The sequence below is a fragment of the Pseudomonas sp. SCPG-7 genome, assembly GCF_002156405.1.
GTDB classification, from domain to species: domain Bacteria; phylum Pseudomonadota; class Gammaproteobacteria; order Pseudomonadales; family Pseudomonadaceae; genus Aquipseudomonas; species Aquipseudomonas parakoreensis.
The window spans coordinates 485,105-500,904 of record NZ_MVOO01000003.1 but is presented as its reverse complement, the minus strand read 5'-3'; the positions used below and the strand labels follow the sequence as shown (position 1 = coordinate 500,904).

The 15,800-nt window shown below is 60.7% G+C and carries 16 protein-coding genes; 11 read left to right on the top strand and 5 right to left on the bottom strand.

Annotated features, from left to right (window positions below):
* Position 1: 1 nt before the first annotated feature.
* Both moaE and B1722_RS09235 read left to right on the top strand, forming a co-directional pair.
* Positions 2–454 carry a molybdopterin synthase catalytic subunit MoaE gene (gene moaE, locus B1722_RS09240; protein ID WP_086792219.1) on the top strand — a complete coding sequence of 151 codons (453 nt, stop codon included), beginning with the start codon at positions 2–4 and terminating at the stop codon, positions 452–454.
* A 269-nt stretch (positions 455–723) separates the two neighbouring features.
* A complete protein-coding gene (locus B1722_RS09235) occupies positions 724–1,500 on the top strand; it encodes an ABC transporter substrate-binding protein (protein WP_086792217.1) in 777 nt (258 codons plus the stop codon).
* Between the two features lie 123 nt (positions 1,501–1,623).
* Here the strand turns inward: B1722_RS09235 and B1722_RS09230 are convergent, their stop codons facing one another.
* The 5 genes from B1722_RS09230 to B1722_RS09210 form a co-directional block, all read right to left on the bottom strand.
* Positions 1,624–2,250: a transcriptional regulator gene (locus B1722_RS09230; protein ID WP_047292678.1), complete on the bottom strand. Its 627-nt coding sequence runs from the start codon at positions 2,248–2,250 to the stop codon at positions 1,624–1,626.
* A 92-nt stretch (positions 2,251–2,342) separates the two neighbouring features.
* On the bottom strand, positions 2,343–3,470 hold the full coding sequence (locus B1722_RS09225; protein ID WP_086792215.1) for an FAD-binding oxidoreductase: 1,128 nt from the start codon (positions 3,468–3,470) through the stop codon (positions 2,343–2,345).
* A 151-nt stretch (positions 3,471–3,621) separates the two neighbouring features.
* A complete protein-coding gene (locus B1722_RS09220) occupies positions 3,622–4,566 on the bottom strand; it encodes an ornithine cyclodeaminase family protein (protein WP_086792213.1) in 945 nt (314 codons plus the stop codon).
* A gap of 137 nt (positions 4,567–4,703) precedes the next feature.
* Positions 4,704–6,176 carry an ATP-dependent RNA helicase RhlB gene (gene rhlB, locus B1722_RS09215; RefSeq protein ID WP_041064789.1) on the bottom strand — a complete coding sequence of 491 codons (1,473 nt, stop codon included), beginning with the start codon at positions 6,174–6,176 and terminating at the stop codon, positions 4,704–4,706.
* 96 nt (positions 6,177–6,272) lie between these two features.
* Positions 6,273–6,929, bottom strand: coding sequence for an alpha/beta hydrolase (locus B1722_RS09210; protein ID WP_041064786.1), 657 nt, complete (start codon positions 6,927–6,929; stop codon positions 6,273–6,275).
* A gap of 467 nt (positions 6,930–7,396) precedes the next feature.
* Between B1722_RS09210 and B1722_RS09205 the strand changes: the two genes are divergently transcribed.
* From B1722_RS09205 to B1722_RS09165, 9 genes are all read left to right on the top strand, one after another.
* Entirely contained in the window at positions 7,397–8,428 is a 1,032-nt protein-coding gene (locus tag B1722_RS09205) for an amino acid ABC transporter substrate-binding protein (protein ID WP_007965188.1), read from the top strand.
* 65 nt (positions 8,429–8,493) lie between these two features.
* Positions 8,494–9,675, top strand: coding sequence for an amino acid ABC transporter permease (locus B1722_RS09200; RefSeq protein ID WP_041064783.1), 1,182 nt, complete (start codon positions 8,494–8,496; stop codon positions 9,673–9,675).
* 10 nt (positions 9,676–9,685) lie between these two features.
* Entirely contained in the window at positions 9,686–10,783 is a 1,098-nt protein-coding gene (locus tag B1722_RS09195; protein WP_041064780.1) for an amino acid ABC transporter permease, read from the top strand.
* A gap of 13 nt (positions 10,784–10,796) precedes the next feature.
* A complete protein-coding gene (locus B1722_RS09190; protein WP_003221897.1) occupies positions 10,797–11,561 on the top strand; it encodes an amino acid ABC transporter ATP-binding protein in 765 nt (254 codons plus the stop codon).
* Positions 11,562–11,793: 232 nt separating this feature from the next.
* Positions 11,794–12,453, top strand: coding sequence for a FadR/GntR family transcriptional regulator (locus B1722_RS09185; RefSeq protein WP_041064777.1), 660 nt, complete (start codon positions 11,794–11,796; stop codon positions 12,451–12,453).
* Positions 12,443–13,729: a CynX/NimT family MFS transporter gene (locus B1722_RS09180; protein WP_041064775.1), complete on the top strand. Its 1,287-nt coding sequence runs from the start codon at positions 12,443–12,445 to the stop codon at positions 13,727–13,729. The genes B1722_RS09185 and B1722_RS09180 overlap by 11 nt, the downstream gene beginning before the upstream one ends.
* Before the next feature lie 236 nt (positions 13,730–13,965).
* Positions 13,966–14,436, top strand: coding sequence for a nuclear transport factor 2 family protein (locus tag B1722_RS09175; RefSeq protein WP_003221901.1), 471 nt, complete (start codon positions 13,966–13,968; stop codon positions 14,434–14,436).
* A gap of 39 nt (positions 14,437–14,475) precedes the next feature.
* A complete protein-coding gene (locus B1722_RS09170; protein WP_041064772.1) occupies positions 14,476–14,778 on the top strand; it encodes a GIY-YIG nuclease family protein in 303 nt (100 codons plus the stop codon).
* Positions 14,779–14,862: 84 nt separating this feature from the next.
* Positions 14,863–15,798 (top strand): glutathione S-transferase family protein, encoded by a 936-nt coding sequence (locus B1722_RS09165; protein WP_041064767.1) that lies wholly within the window; start codon positions 14,863–14,865, stop codon positions 15,796–15,798.
* Positions 15,799–15,800 lie beyond the last annotated feature (2 nt).

Here is a 15,800-nt window from a genome sequence, read left to right as displayed (position 1 = left end):
GATGGCGATTCGTGTGCAGTCCACGGCGTTCGATCCCGGCGCTGAAGTCAACGCGATGCACGCGGCGAATGTCGGCGTTGGCGCGGTGGTGAGTTTTGTCGGCTACGTGCGCGACTTCAATGACGGGCTGGATGTGGCCGGGATGTTCCTCGAACACTATCCGGGCATGACCGAAAAGGCGTTGGCCAAGATTGCCGTCGAGGCCGAGCAGCGCTGGCCGCTGCTGAAGCTGGAAGTGCTGCACCGCATCGGCGCGCTGGAGCCGGGCGAGCCGATTGTGTTTGTCGGCGCGGCCAGCGCCCATCGCCAGGCGGCATTCGACGCCTGCGCCTTTGTCATGGACTACCTGAAAACCCGCGCGCCGTTCTGGAAAAAAGAGAACACCCGCGACGGCCCGCGCTGGGTCGAAGGGCGTGACAGCGATCATGCTGCGGCGGATCGCTGGAAGAAGTAATTTCTGCATCGCCCTCTAGTCAGTCATCGCTGGCAAGCCAGCTCCCACAGTGTTTTGTGTCATGCACGTATTCATGTACACCACTGAACCCTGTGGGAGCTGGCTTGCCAGCGATGAGGCCATCCGCAACACCAAATACCTTTCTTCAGCTAATTGACGATTTGTACGCGCGAGTCCAATATGGATTTATAAGTACAAAAAAGGCATTCCCCTTTCCAGCTCTTTTCTTCTGTCTTGCCAAACCAACAACAACCCGCGAGAGAACGAACATGAAGAAACTCCCCCTCATCACCGGTCTGGCCCTGAGCCTGTTGGCGTGCACCCATTCGTTTGCTGCGGAGAAAACCCTGCGCATCGGCATTGAGGCCGCTTATCCACCGTTCGCCTCGAAAACCGACAAGGGCGAGATCGTCGGTTTCGACTACGACATCGGCAACGCCCTGTGCGCGCAGATGAAGGTCAATTGTGTGTGGGTCGAGGGTGAGTTCGATGGCCTGATCCCTTCGCTGAAAGTGAAGAAAATCGACATGGCGCTGTCGTCGATGACCATCAACGAAGACCGCAAGAAGTCGGTGGATTTCACCCACAAGTACTACTTCACTTCGTCGCGGCTGGTGATGAAGGAAGGCGCCACGGTCGACGACCAATACGCCAGCCTCAAGGGCAAGACCGTCGGTGTGCAGCGCGCGACCACCACCGACCGTTATGCCACCGAGGTGTTCGAGCCCAAGGGCATCATCGTCAAGCGCTATGGCAATAACGAAGAAATCTACATGGACCTGGCAGCAGGGCGGCTCGATGCGATTTTTGCCGACACCATTCCGCTGACCGACTTCCTGTCGATGCCGCGCGGCAAGGGTTACGCGTTTGTCGGGCCGGAACTGAAGGATCCGAAGTACGTGGGCGAGGGCGCGGGGATTGCGGTGCGCAAGGGCAATACCGAACTGGTCAGCGAGTTGAATACGGCCATCGACGGTATTCGTGCCAGCGGCGAATATCAGAAGATTTCCGAGAAATATTTCAAGTCCGATATCTACGGCGACTGATCTACCGCTTTCGCTGGCAAGCCAGCTCCCACAGTGACCGAGTCGTGCACAGATTTTGTGTACACCAAAAAACTGTGGGAGCTGGCTTGCCAGCGATGGGGCCGGAACTGCCAATGCAGATCTTCAGCCCTTCAATTCCTTCAAATGCTTGTACACCGTCGCTCGCCCCATGTTCAGCACATTGGCCACATAGTTCGAGGCGCTCTTGCCCTTGAACGCGCCTTCGGCATGCAGCGCCAGCACCAGTTCGCGCTTGTGATCGCGGGTCAGCAGATTCAGGCTCAGCTGGCGCTCGCGCAGCCAGGCGTGGAGGAAGGTATTGATGCGCTCCTGCCAGTCATCGCGAAACAGTGAATCCGGCTGCGGGATCAGTTTGCTCGGCGACAGGAACAGGTCCAGCGCAGCCTTGGCATTCTCGAACAACGAAATATTCAGGTTGATGCACAGCACCGCCAGTGGCCGCTCTTCGCTGTCGCGCAGCACGGTGCTCAGGCTGCGTATCTTCTGGCCGTCCCAATTGAGCTTTTCGTACGGACCGATGTTGCGCTCACTGACCTCCTCGCTGAGCATGTCTTCAAGCGATGAATCGTCGCCGATCTCGCGTTTGGACAAGTTGTTGGCGATGTAGTCGACCTTTTGCGTGCGCAAGTCGTGCAGCACCACTTCGGCGTGGGGAAAGAACAGCGTGGCGATGGCGTCGGCGATGGCACGGAAATTATCCAGTGCCGGATCGAATTCGGGGGCGGTCATGTTTGTGGAGCTCCAGGCGGCGTCAACGCCCCCGTGCACGGGGGCGCTGCGAGTGTGCCGCAATCCGTTGGGCGCGTCATCCGCCAAGGGGTTCAGCCGAGCCTTGCGAGGGAGAGCATGGCGCTGCTCAGGCCGAACTGCTGCAGATGTTCAGGCAAGGCTTCACCGCGTACCAATGCCGCACTGGCCTGGCCCATGGCCGGCGAAGTCTGAATGCCGTAGCCACCCTGGGCGGCGACCCAGAACAGCCCCGGCACCTGCGGATCGAAACCGCTGAGCAAGTCCCCGTCGGCAACGAAACTGCGCAGCCCGGCCCAGGTGCGGGTCGGGCGGCGAATGGTCAGGGTCGTGGCCTCTTCGATCTGGTAGATGCCCATGGCGATGTCCAGCTCTTCCGGCTGCACGTCGTGGGGTTCGACCGGGTCGGCGTTGGCCGGCGAGCCGAGGAACATACCGGCGTCGGGCTTCATATAGAACGACTCATCGAGGCTGACCAGCATCGGCCAGTGATGAATGTCCACGCCCTCGGGACCGGCGAAAATGAACGCCGCGCGGCGCTTGGGTTGCAGGCCCAGCGCTTGTGCACCGGCCAGTGCGCCGATCTGGTCGGCCCAGGCGCCGGCGGCGTTGATGATGACCGGCGCGCTGAAGGTCTGACCGTTGGTCTGCACTTGCCACTGGCCGTCAGTGTCACGACGCAGGCCCAGCACTTCGCAATCGGTGTGCACCTGGCCGTTGTTGCGGCGGATACCGCGCAGGTAGCCCTGATGCAGGGCGTCGGTGTCGATGTCGCTGGCGGTCGGGTCGTAGATCGCGCCGTGGACTTTTTCCCGACGCAGTATTGGCAGGCGAGCGCAGGCTTCATCGGCGCTGAGCAGTTGCATTTCTGGCACCGTGGCTTTGGCACTGAGGTACTGATTGTTCAGCTCGGCGGCATCACCGCTGAAATCCACGGTCATTTCGCCGCGTGGCGTCAGCAATGGGTGCTCACAGAAACCGCTCGGCGGATGGTCGAAAAACTCGCGGCTGGCCAGCGTCAGCGCGCGCACCTGCGGCGTACCGTAGGCGGCGGTGTACAGCGCGGCAGAGCGCCCGGTGGAGTGATAGGCCGGGTGCGATTCACGTTCGAGCACGATCACTTTGGCGTGGGGCGACAGCCAGAAACCGGTGGAAGCGCCGGCAATCCCGCCGCCGATGATGATGAAATCTGCCTGGCTCATGAAAGGTCTCCGGTGTTTACGCAATATCAAGGCGTTCACTATTCCCCTGTGGGAGCGAGCCTGTTCGCGAAAGCGGTGTATCAGTCGACATCTTCGGTGAATGTCAGACCGCATTCGCGAGCAGGCTCGCTCCCACATGGGATATTTGGTGTTAGCGGGTTAAGAGATAAATCGCATTGGCCAGTGCAATGTCTTCCAGGCCCAGGCCAATTGAACGGAAAAATACGTGACGGTCGTAACCGGGACGCGGCACTTTCTCGCTGAGCAGATCGGCCAGGTCGCCGATGATCAAATCCTTGTTCCAGCCATGCTGCTCGGCGGCGATCAGCATTTCACCCGCCGAACCCGGCGTGGTCAGCCGATAGTCACAGAACACCTGCATGTCGCCCAAGCTCTGTGGGGGCACCTCATGGGCGCGCGGAGCGTTGGTGCTGATGGAGGTGATCAGTGCCGGTTTGCTCAAGCTGGCCGGGTCGATGACCGGGCCGGCGGACGAGGTGCAGAGCATGATCACGTCGGCCTCGGCGAGGGCGGTTGTGCGGCTGTCGGCAATGGTCACTCCGGGGTAGATCTCTTTCAGCAGCGCCCGGGTTTCAGCGTCTTCAGACAGACTCGGCGAATACACGCTGATGCGCTGCCAGTCGCGCAGCCCTTTCACGTAATGCAGATGCGCCTGGGCAACCTTGCCGCTGCCGATGATCGCCAGTCGTGTGGCATTCAGCGGGGCGAGGGCGTCGACCGCCACGGCGGTGGTCGCAGCGGTACGGGCGGTGGTCAGTTCGCCGGCGTCGCACAGCAGCAGTGGCTGGCCGGTTTGCATTGACATCAACAGCGTCCACGCTGTCACCAGTGGCCCTTGCTCGCGGACGATGTACGGCGAGGTTTTCACGCCGTACAAGCCGTCCTCGGCCAGCACCCCCAGATAATTGATGAAGTCGCCGGCGCCCTGTGGAAACTCCACCAACTGCTGCGCCGGTTGCACGGCGTGGCCGGCGGCGAGGTCGCGGAACAGTTTGCGCAGGGTCTGCGGCACGTCGATGCGCGCCAGCAGCTCGCGGGCCTGAGTGTGGTCGATCACGTAGGGTGTACTGGACATGTCAGGCTCCGCGGTCTGGATATGAACTTATTTGTCCATTATGGACTTTTAGATATCTATCGCAAGCGCCTGGTGAAAACGTCGGGCAAAAAAAAGCGCAGTCCGTTGCCGGCTGCGCTTTTTGCGTTACAAGTTGCTTACTGCGGCTGCGGACGCTTGCGTTCTACTGCGCGCAGCAGGTGCGTCGGCGGTGTTTCGCAGCTGATCTTGCGGCCGAGCTTCTCTTCGATGGACGGCAACTGGTACGAGTCGTCCTCACCGGCGAAGCTGATCGACACGCCGTCGGCGCCCGCGCGACCGGTACGGCCGATGCGGTGTACGTAGTCGTCCGGGACTTCCGGCAGGGTGAAGTTGATCACGTGGCTGATGCCGTCGATGTGGATGCCGCGACCGGCGACATCGGTGGCCACCAGTACGCGGATCTTGCCTTCGCGGAAGCCTTCGAGGGTCTTGATGCGCTTGTGCTGCGGCACGTCGCCGGACAGTTGCGCGGCGTTGATGCCGTCGCGCACCAGGCGCTCTTCGATGCGGCGCACTTCGTCCTTGCGGTTGGCGAAGACGATCACGCGTTCCCAGCCGTTGTCGTTGACCAGGTTGTAGAGCAATTTGTATTTGTCAGCCGCGGCCACCGCATAGATGTGCTGTTCGACGTTTTCGTTGGCCACGTTGGTGACTTCGATTTCGACGATTGCCGGATCGGTGGTCCATTGCTTGGCCAGGTTCATCACGTCTTCGGTGAAGGTCGCGGAGAACAGCAGGGTCTGACGCTCGGACTTCGGCGGAGTCTGGCGAATGATCTGCCGCACTTGCGGGATGAAACCCATGTCGAGCATGCGGTCGGCTTCGTCCAGCACCATCACTTCGACCATGTCCAGGTGCACGTCGCCGCGCTGGTTGAAGTCGAGCAGACGGCCCGGAGTGGCAACGAGAATGTCGCAGTGGCGCGCTTCGAGGTGCTTGAGCTGCTTGTCGAAGTCCATGCCGCCAACGAACGTCATCACGTTGAGGCCGGTGTACTTGGTCAGGTCGGCAGCATCCTTGGCGATCTGCACCACCAGCTCACGGGTCGGCGCGATGATCAGTGCACGGGGTTCGCCCATGTAGCGTTCTTTCGGCGGCGGGGTCTGCAACAGCTGGGTGATGATCGAGATCAGGAACGCGGCCGTCTTGCCGGTACCGGTCTGCGCGCGGCCGATGGCGTCTTTGCCGGCGAGGGTGAAACCCAGCACCTGCGCCTGAATCGGTGTGCAGTATGGAAAGCCCAGGTCCTGAATGGCGTGCATCAGTTCCGGAGCGAGTTTGAAATCGTGGAAGCGGGTTTTGCCTTCTTGGGGTTCGACGACGAAATCTTCGAGTTTCCAGGGAATGACCGGTGCCTTGGGCTTCGGTTCGCGGCGCGGCCGAGGCGGTTTCGGTGCTTCGGCGCGGACAGATTCGGTGGCGATGGCAGGCTGCGGCTCGGGCTGAGGTGTCGCTACCGGTGCCGGACGTTCGGCTTTGGGCGTATCGCTGCGAGGGCCGGGGGCGCGTGAGGGCGCACTGGGGGCTGGCGCGAGCTGCTCAGCCTCGCTTTTGCCGAACATTTTCTTGAGTGCTTTGAGCACGGTCATCTCATCAATTGGTTAAGGAATGTACGCCGGCCAGTGTAATGCAAGAAGCGGGCTCGGCGTAGTGGGATGATCAAAGGGACGTTCGAACTGAAACGATCAACGCAGGTGTTCACCCAGCCAGACCCCGATGTCGCGAATTTCTTCGGGTAACACTTCGTGCTCCATTGGGTATTCCTGCCATGTCACGGTGACACCATGCTTCAGCAGATGCTCATAGGCGCTGCGTCCCATCGAGTTCTGCACCACGCCATCGAACTGGCCGTGCAGGCACAGCGCAGGAATACGCTGCTGACTGGCTGAAAGCTCCATTTCATCGGTGAAGGTCGGGGCATAAGTGGACAGGGCAAGTACGCCACCCAACGGACCTTGCCACTTTATATAAGCGGTGTGCAGAACAACGGCGCCACCCTGGGAAAACCCGGCGAGAAAAATCCGCGAGGCGTCTATCCCGGCCGCGCGCTGCACATCGATCAGTTTGACGATGCGCTCTGACGATTCTTCCAGTTGCTCACGATCAATCGCCCGCGCCGGACTCATGGCCTTTATGTCGTACCAGCTCGGCATCGCGTAACCGCCGTTGATGGTGACGGGCAGGGTTGGCGCTTGCGGTAATACGAAGCGCGTGCTCAGCAGGCTTTCCTGCAGCGCTTCGGCGACCGGCAGAAAGTCATAGCGATCCGCGCCGAGGCCGTGCAGCCAGATCACGCAGGCGTCTGCGGGCTTTACGGGTTCAAGAATCAGGGGCTCGGTCATGGCTGCTCCAAAAATGTGCGGGCGCTCTCATTAAGTGCGTGATTGAGGTGCGCGCCCGGTCGATCCGTTAAGAAGATGTCGCAAGGCTACAAGTTTTGCTATTGACCTGTCGCGCAATCGCTTCAGCAGGCGGTGTGGTACGGGCTTTGCTATGGCTCTAAGCGTGCAACCGATCTCGCGTGTGGCGGTAACACTATCAGTGTACGTCGTGCGAAGGGATTGCAAAGAATCCGGTGATGGATGTTCGCCAATGGCCGCTACGGGCAACGCGAACGTGAAAGGGCTACAGCCCGTTCGGCCGACTGGTGAGAAGTGAGTTGTCCATGATGTGGATTTTCTCCTACTAGACTCATAGCGAAGGTCTTACGTCGGTTGACCCCAAAAAAGCCAACACGGGTCAACAACGCCTCAAAAGGGTGCGACTGGACTCAAGCTCCGACACAACAAGAGCAAAACTGGAGGTTTGAATGAAGATGTTGAAATCCACTCTGGCGGTCGTGACTGCTGCAGCAGTACTCGGCGTCAGCGGGTTCGCTCAGGCGGGTGCAACCCTGGATGCCGTGCAGAAGAAAGGTTTCGTGCAATGCGGCGTGAGCGACGGTCTGCCGGGTTTCTCGGTGCCGGACGCCTCGGGCAAGATTCTCGGGATCGACGCTGACGTTTGCCGCGCTGTGGCCGCTGCCGTATTCGGCGACGCCAACAAGGTCAAGTTCAGCCAGTTGAACGCCAAGGAGCGCTTCACCGCGCTGCAGTCCGGCGAAATCGACCTGCTCTCGCGCAACACCACCATGACCAGCTCGCGTGACGCCGGTATGGGCCTGAAATTCCCGGGCTTCATCACTTACTACGACGGTGTGGGCTTCTTGGCCAACAACAAGCTGGGCGTGAAAAGTGCCAAGGAACTGGACGGTGCAACCATCTGCATCCAGGCCGGTACCACCACCGAACTGAACGTCTCCGACTACTTCCGCGCCAACGGCCTGAAATACACCCCGATCACCTTCGACACCTCCGATGAAAGCGCCAAGTCGCTGGAATCCGGTCGTTGCGACGTGCTGACCTCCGACAAGTCGCAGCTGTACGCACAGCGCAGCAAACTAGCGTCGCCGAAAGACTACGTGGTGCTGCCGGAAACCATCTCCAAAGAACCACTGGGCCCGGTCGTGCGTAATGGCGACGACGAGTGGCTGGCGATTGTTCGCTGGGTTGGCTACGCGCTGCTGAACACTGAAGAAGCCGGCGTGACTTCGAAAAACGTGCTGGAAGAAGCCAAATCCACCAAGAACCCGGACGTCGCTCGACTGCTGGGTGCTGACGGTGAATACGGCAAGGACTTGAAACTGCCGAAGGACTGGGTTGTGAAAATCGTTTCGCAGGTCGGTAACTACGGTGAAATCTTCGAGAAAAACCTCGGCAAGAGCACTCCGCTGGAAATCGACCGTGGCCTGAACGCGCTGTGGACCAACGGCGGCATTCAGTACGCACCACCAGTGCGCTAATGGTTCTATCACCCGGCGGGCCAACCGCCGGGTGATGTTCTGTTCCATTTTTTCCGGGGCACTTCATGCAAAATTCAATCGGCGCACCAAAGCAGAGGTTCAGCCTCAGCGATCCGCGAGTGCGTGCGTGGCTGTTTCAGATCATCACCGTCGTGGCGGTGGTCGCCATGGGCTGGTATCTGTTCGACAACACCCAGACCAACCTTCAACACCGGGGCATCACCTCCGGTTTCGACTTTCTCGAGCGCAGTGCCGGGTTCGGCATCGCTCAGCACCTGATCTCCTACACCGAAGCGGACAGTTACGCTCGGGTGTTCGTGATCGGCTTGCTCAACACCCTGTTGGTGACCTTCATCGGCGTGATCCTGGCGACCCTGCTGGGCTTCATCATCGGTGTGGCGCGGCTGTCGCCGAACTGGATCATCAGCAAACTGGCGACCGTGTACGTGGAAGTGTTCCGCAACATTCCGCCGCTGCTGCAGATCCTGTTCTGGTACTTCGCGGTGTTCCTGACCATGCCGGGACCGCGTAACAGCCACAACTTCGGTGACACCTTCTTTGTCAGCAGCCGGGGCCTGAACATGCCGGCCGCGCAAATGGCTGACGGCTTCTGGGCATTCTTCATCAGCGTGGTGCTGGCCATCGTCGCCATCGTGCTGATGTGCCGCTGGGCCAACAAGCGATTCGAAGACACCGGCGAACCATTCCACAAGTTCTGGACCGGCCTGGCGATCCTGCTGGTGATCCCGACCTTGTGCGCGCTGATCTTCGGTGCACCCCTGCACTGGGAAATGCCGCAACTCAAGGGCTTCAACTTCGTTGGTGGCTGGGTGCTGATCCCGGAACTGCTGGCGTTGACCCTGGCGTTGACCGTGTACACCGCAGCATTCATCGCGGAAATCGTTCGTTCCGGGATCAAGTCGGTCAGCCATGGCCAGACCGAAGCGGCGCGTTCGCTCGGCTTGCGCAACGGCCCGACCCTGCGCAAGGTGATCATTCCGCAAGCCCTGCGGGTCATCATTCCGCCGCTGACCAGCCAATACCTGAACCTGGCGAAGAACTCGTCGCTGGCCGCCGGTATCGGTTATCCGGAAATGGTTTCGCTGTTCGCCGGCACCGTGCTCAACCAGACCGGTCAGGCGATCGAAGTCATTGCCATCACCATGAGCGTGTACCTGGCGATCAGTATCAGCATTTCCCTGCTGATGAACTGGTACAACAAGCGCATTGCGCTGATCGAGCGGTGAGGAATAGCGCATGACAACCCATACTTTCAAACCCGACATGCCACCGCCGGCCAAGGTTTTCGGCCCGATGGCGTGGATACGCGCCAACATGTTCTCCAGCTGGCTCAACACTCTGCTGACCCTGTTTGCGTTTTACCTGATTTATCTCGTCGTGCCGCCGATCCTCAGCTGGGCGATCCTCGACGCCAACTGGGTCGGCACCACCCGCGCCGACTGCACCAAGGACGGCGCCTGCTGGGTGTTCATTCAGCAGCGTTTCGGCCAGTTCATGTACGGCTACTACCCGGTGGAACTGCGCTGGCGTGTAGACCTCACTGTTTGGCTGGCAGTGCTCGGCGTGGCGCCGCTGTTCATCTCGCGCTTCCCGCGTAAAGCGGTGTACGGCCTGAGTTTCCTGGTGATCTACCCGATCGTCGCCTGGTGCCTGCTGCATGGCGGCGTGTTCGGCCTCGATGCCGTGGCAACCAGCCAGTGGGGCGGCCTGATGCTGACCCTGGTCATCGCCACCGTCGGTATCGCCGGCGCCTTGCCGCTGGGGATCATTCTGGCACTGGGCCGTCGCTCGAACATGCCGGCGATTCGCGTGGTCTGCGTGACGTTCATCGAGTTCTGGCGCGGCGTGCCGTTGATCACGGTGCTGTTCATGTCCTCGGTGATGCTGCCGCTGTTCCTGCCCGAAGGCATGAACTTCGACAAGCTGCTCCGGGCGCTGATCGGGGTGATTCTGTTCCAGTCGGCCTACGTCGCCGAAGTAGTGCGCGGTGGTCTGCAAGCGATCCCCAAAGGTCAGTACGAAGCGGCTGCGGCGATGGGCCTCGGTTACTGGCGCGCCATGGGTCTGGTGATTCTGCCGCAAGCCCTGAAGCTGGTGATCCCGGGCATCGTCAACACCTTCATTGCGCTGTTCAAGGACACCAGCCTTGTGATCATCATCGGCCTGTTCGACCTGCTCAACAGCGTCAAGCAAGCCGCTGCCGATCCGAAATGGCTGGGCATGGCCACCGAAGGCTACGTGTTCGCCGCCCTGGTGTTCTGGATTTTCTGTTTTGGTATGTCGCGCTATTCCATGCATCTGGAACGCAAGCTCGACACTGGCCACAAGCGTTAGGAGTTCTCTGTAAATGAGCGAAGCAATCAAAAAGCCTGTGGGCCCTGAAGGCATTATCCAGATGCAGGGCGTGAACAAGTGGTACGGCCAGTTCCACGTGCTGAAAGACATCAACCTCAACGTCAAGCAGGGCGAGCGTATTGTTCTGTGCGGTCCGTCGGGCTCCGGCAAGTCGACCACCATCCGCTGCCTCAATCGCCTGGAAGAACACCAGCAGGGCCGCATCGTGGTTGATGGCGTGGAGCTGACCAACGACCTCAAGCAGATCGAAGCGATCCGCCGCGAAGTCGGCATGGTGTTCCAGCACTTCAACCTGTTCCCACACCTGACCATCCTGCAGAACTGCACGCTGGCGCCGATGTGGGTGCGCAAGATGCCCAAGCGCAAGGCCGAAGAAATCGCCATGCATTACCTGGAGCGCGTACGCATTCCGGAGCAGGCGCATAAATTCCCGGGGCAACTGTCCGGCGGTCAGCAACAGCGTGTGGCGATTGCCCGCGCGCTGTGCATGAAACCGAAAATCATGCTGTTCGACGAACCGACTTCGGCACTCGACCCGGAGATGGTGAAAGAGGTGCTGGACACCATGATCGGTCTCGCCGAGGACGGCATGACCATGCTCTGCGTGACCCACGAAATGGGCTTCGCCCGCACCGTGGCCAACCGGGTGATCTTCATGGACAAGGGTGAAATCGTCGAACAGGCGGCGCCGAACGACTTCTTCGACAACCCGCAGAATGACCGCACCAAACTGTTCCTGAGCCAGATCCTGCATTGATTCAGGTTGATGCACCAGACAAACCCGGCCCTGTGCCGGGTTTTCTTTTGCCTGCGATTTTCATTTTCCCCTGTAGGAGCTGCCGCAGGCTGCGATCTTTTGACGTTGATCGTTAAGCACAAGATCAAAAGATCGCAGCCTGCGGCAGCTCCTACCCGGGGTTGTGTGAACTGGAGCATCTGACTAAGATGTCAGAAAATTCATCCTATGATTGGATGAAAGGGCGAATTTCATGACAGACATCTCACCTTTGATCAAGCGATCCCTGGTCGATCAGGCCTTGGATCAACTGCGCCAACGCATCACCGATGGCGTGTGGCAGGTCGGCGAACGGCTGCCGACCGAGCCTGAGCTGTGCGCCGAGCTGGGCATCAGCCGCAACACCGTGCGTGAAGCCATGCGCGTGCTGGCGTTTTCCGGGTTGATCGAAATCCGGCAGGGCGATGGCAGTTATTTGCGCGCAGTGGTCGATCCGATGGACACGCTCAAGGCATTGTCCCGTTGCTCGCTGGAGCAGGCGCGCGAGACCCGGCACATCCTCGAAGTCGAGGCGATTGGCTTGGCCGCGTTGCGCCGCACCGATGAAGATCTCGCCGCATTGCGCGAAGCGCTCGGCACCAGCGGCAGCCACTACCACGGCGATCTCGACACTTACATTGCCTGCGATCTGGTGTTCCATCGCCGTCTGGTGGACGCCGCGCACAACCCGACCCTCAGCGAGCTGTATCGCTATTTCTCCAGCATCGTCGGCGCGCAATTGCGCCAGACGCTGAACATCGTCCCGCGCCGTCAGGAAGTATTCGACCTGCACATCGAGTTGCTCGATGCGGTCGAACAACGCGACCCGGAACGGGCCAAAGCCATATCGAGGCAGTTGATCAATGAACCTTGAAAGCGAGAAAAACTTTTCAACCCCCAAGCGCACGGCGGAGCTCGAAGAGCTGCTGATCGACGCCGAGGCTGACGACGAACAAGTACAGCAAAGCCATCCACTGGTGCGCCGGCCGTGGCTGTTGCTGCTGGGGCTGATTCTGGTGGCACTGAACCTGCGCCCGGCGCTGTCGAGCATGGCGCCGCTGCTCAGCGAAGTGTCGAAAAGCCTTGGTCTGTCTGCGGCTAAGGCCGGTTTGCTGACCACGTTGCCGGTGTTGTGCCTGGGACTGTTCGCGCCGCTGGCGCCGATTCTGGCGCGGCGTTTCGGCGCCGAACGGGTGGTGCTGGGGATTCTGCTGACCCTGGCCGCCGGAATCATTGTGCGCAGCAACTTCGGTGAGATCGGGCTGTTCGCCGGCAGTGTGCTGGGTGGCGCGAGCATCGGCATCATCGGTGTATTGCTGCCGGGCATTGTCAAACGCGACTTCGCCAAACACGCCGGAACCATGACCGGCGTCTACACCATGGCCCTGTGCCTGGGCGCGGCAATGGCAGCGGGTTCCACCGTGCCATTGAGCGAACACTTCGACCACAGCTGGGCGCTGGGCCTGGGTTTCTGGGTGATCCCGGCGCTGGTGGCAGCGCTGTTCTGGCTGCCGCAAGTCGGGCAGAAACACGGCGCACACCACGTCGCCTATCGGGTGCGTGGGCTGCTGCGCGATCCGCTGGCCTGGCAAGTGACGTTGTACATGGGCCTGCAATCCTCGCTGGCGTACATCGTGTTCGGCTGGTTGCCGTCGATCCTGATCGGTCGTGGCCTGACTCCGACCCAGGCCGGCCTGGTGCTGTCCGGTTCGGTGATCATTCAGCTCGCCAGCTCCCTCGCGGCACCGTGGCTGGCGACCCGGGGCAAGGATCAGCGCCTGGCGATCGTGGTGGTGATGGCGCTGACCCTCGGCGGTCTGTTCGGTTGCCTGTACGCGCCGATTGAAGGGCTGTGGGGCTGGGCGATTCTGTTGGGGCTGGGGCAGGGCGGTACGTTCAGTCTGGCGCTGACCCTGATCGTGCTGCGCTCGCGGGATTCGCACGTGGCGGCGAACCTGTCGAGCATGTCCCAGGGCTTCGGCTACACCTTGGCGTCGATGGGGCCGTTCGCCGTCGGCGTGGTGCATGACTGGACTGGCGGCTGGAATGCCGTAGGCTGGATTTTCGGCATCATCGGCACCGGTGCGATCATTGCCGGCCTTGGTGCCGGCCGGGCACTGTACGTGCAAGTGCAAAGCGAAAAGATCTGACGCGTAACCCTTTTGTGGGGCCAGTGATATCCCATGTGGGAGCGAGCCTGCTCGCGAATACAGTGGTTCAGGCACAGATCGTGTTTAATGTGCCGGCCTCTTCGCGAGCAGGCTCGCTCCCACAGTTTTTGCGGTGCTTTAAATCTTGCGTGGTATTCGCTTTGCGAATGCCGATAGTGTTTCTGCGATTTGCAGCTTATCGTGCTGGCAATCTGTCCATTCCCCGGAGTTTGCCCATGAGCGAAGCCCACGCCGCCCTGATCACCCGCTTCTACCAAGCCTTCCAGCGCCTCGACGCCGAGGCCATGGCCGCGTGCTATACCGACGATGTGGTGTTCAGCGATCCGGCCTTCGGTGAACTGCGCGGGCGCGATGCCGGCGACATGTGGCGCATGCTCACCACTCGCGCCAAGGACTTTTCCCTGACCTTCGACAATGTCCGTGCTGACGAGCGCAGCGGCGGCGCTCACTGGGTGGCCACTTACCTGTTCAGCCAGACCGGCAACGTGGTGATCAACGATATCCAGGCGCGCTTCGTCTTTCGTGACGGCAAGATCTGCGAGCACCACGACCATTTCGACCTGTGGCGCTGGTCGCGTCAGGCGTTGGGTTTCAAGGGCTTGCTGCTGGGCTGGACACCGCTGGTACGCAACGCCGTCCGGGCGCAGGCGCTGAAAGGGCTGAAGGCATTTCAGGCCGGTCGCTGATAAGATCGCGGCCTGTTTCCTACACGTCCAGATCCCGAAGTGACCAGCCTCAGCGAAAAAACGGTTGATGTTGTCGAACCCGTGAGCAAGTCCTGGTTCGTCTACCTCGTGCGCGCGGCCAATGGCTCGCTGTACTGCGGGATCAGCGACGACCCGGTGCGCCGCTTCGCCAAGCATCAAAGCGGCAAGGGCGCGCGGTTCTTCCTGTCCAGCCCGGCGATGGCGCTGGTCTACACCGAACGTTGCCGCGACAAGAGCGATGCGTTGCGCCAGGAACGCTTGATCAAGAAGCTGCGCAAGAGCGCCAAGGAATGTCTGGTGGCGTCTTATCAATCTGACTGATCGGTTCCCATCAGCCAGATCTGTAGGCTGCTAATCAAATGCACGCTAAGCTGCCGATTCACTTTCTGTGCGGCGGAGCCGAGCATGTCCGAGTTGATTCTGCATCATTACCCGACCTCTCCATTTGCCGAAAAGGCTCGCCTCCTGTTGGGCTTCAAAGGCTTGTCCTGGCGCTCGGTGCACATCTCGCCGGTGATGCCCAAGCCGGATCTGACCGCGCTGACTGGCGGCTACCGCAAGACTCCAGTGTTGCAGATCGGCGCGGACATCTATTGCGACACCTCGTTGATCGCCCGTCGTCTGGAGCAGGAAAAAGCCCTGCCGGCGTTTTTCCCGGAAGGTCAGGAAATGACCAGCGCCAGCTTCGCGGCATGGGCCGATTCGGTGGTGTTCCAGCATGCGGTCAGCCTGGTGTTCCAGCCGGAATCGGTGGCGGTACGTTTCGGCAAGTTGCCGCCGGAGGCGATCAAGGCGTTTATCGCTGACCGTGCCGGTCTGTTCAGTGGTGGCAGCGCCACGCGGTTGCCGGCCGAACAGGCCAAACACCAATGGCCAACGATCATGGCGCGCCTGGAGCAGCAGTTGCAGCGCGAGCAGGGCGACTTCCTGTTCGGTGAGCCATCGATTGCCGACTTCGCCTTGGCGCATCCGCTGTGGTTCCTCAAGGCGACGCACGTCACTGCGCCGTTGGTCGATGAATATCCGGCCGTGACGGCCTGGCTTGGGCGTGTGCTGGGCTTTGGCCATGGCGCCGCGAGCGAAATGACCGCCGAAGCGGCGCTGGAAGTGGCGCGCACCTCGACGCCGGCGGCGCTGCCGGATGAGCGATTTGTCGATCCGAACGGGTTCAAGGCCGGGCAGCAGGTGGCGATTGCTGCCATCGACTACGGGGTGGATCCGGTGGAAGGCGAGTTGCTGTTTGCTGGCCGCGAAGAGCTGATCCTGCGCCGCGAAGACCCGCGTGGTGGCGTGGTGCACGTGCACTTCCCGCGCTTTGGTTTCCGCATCGAAGCCAAGTAACG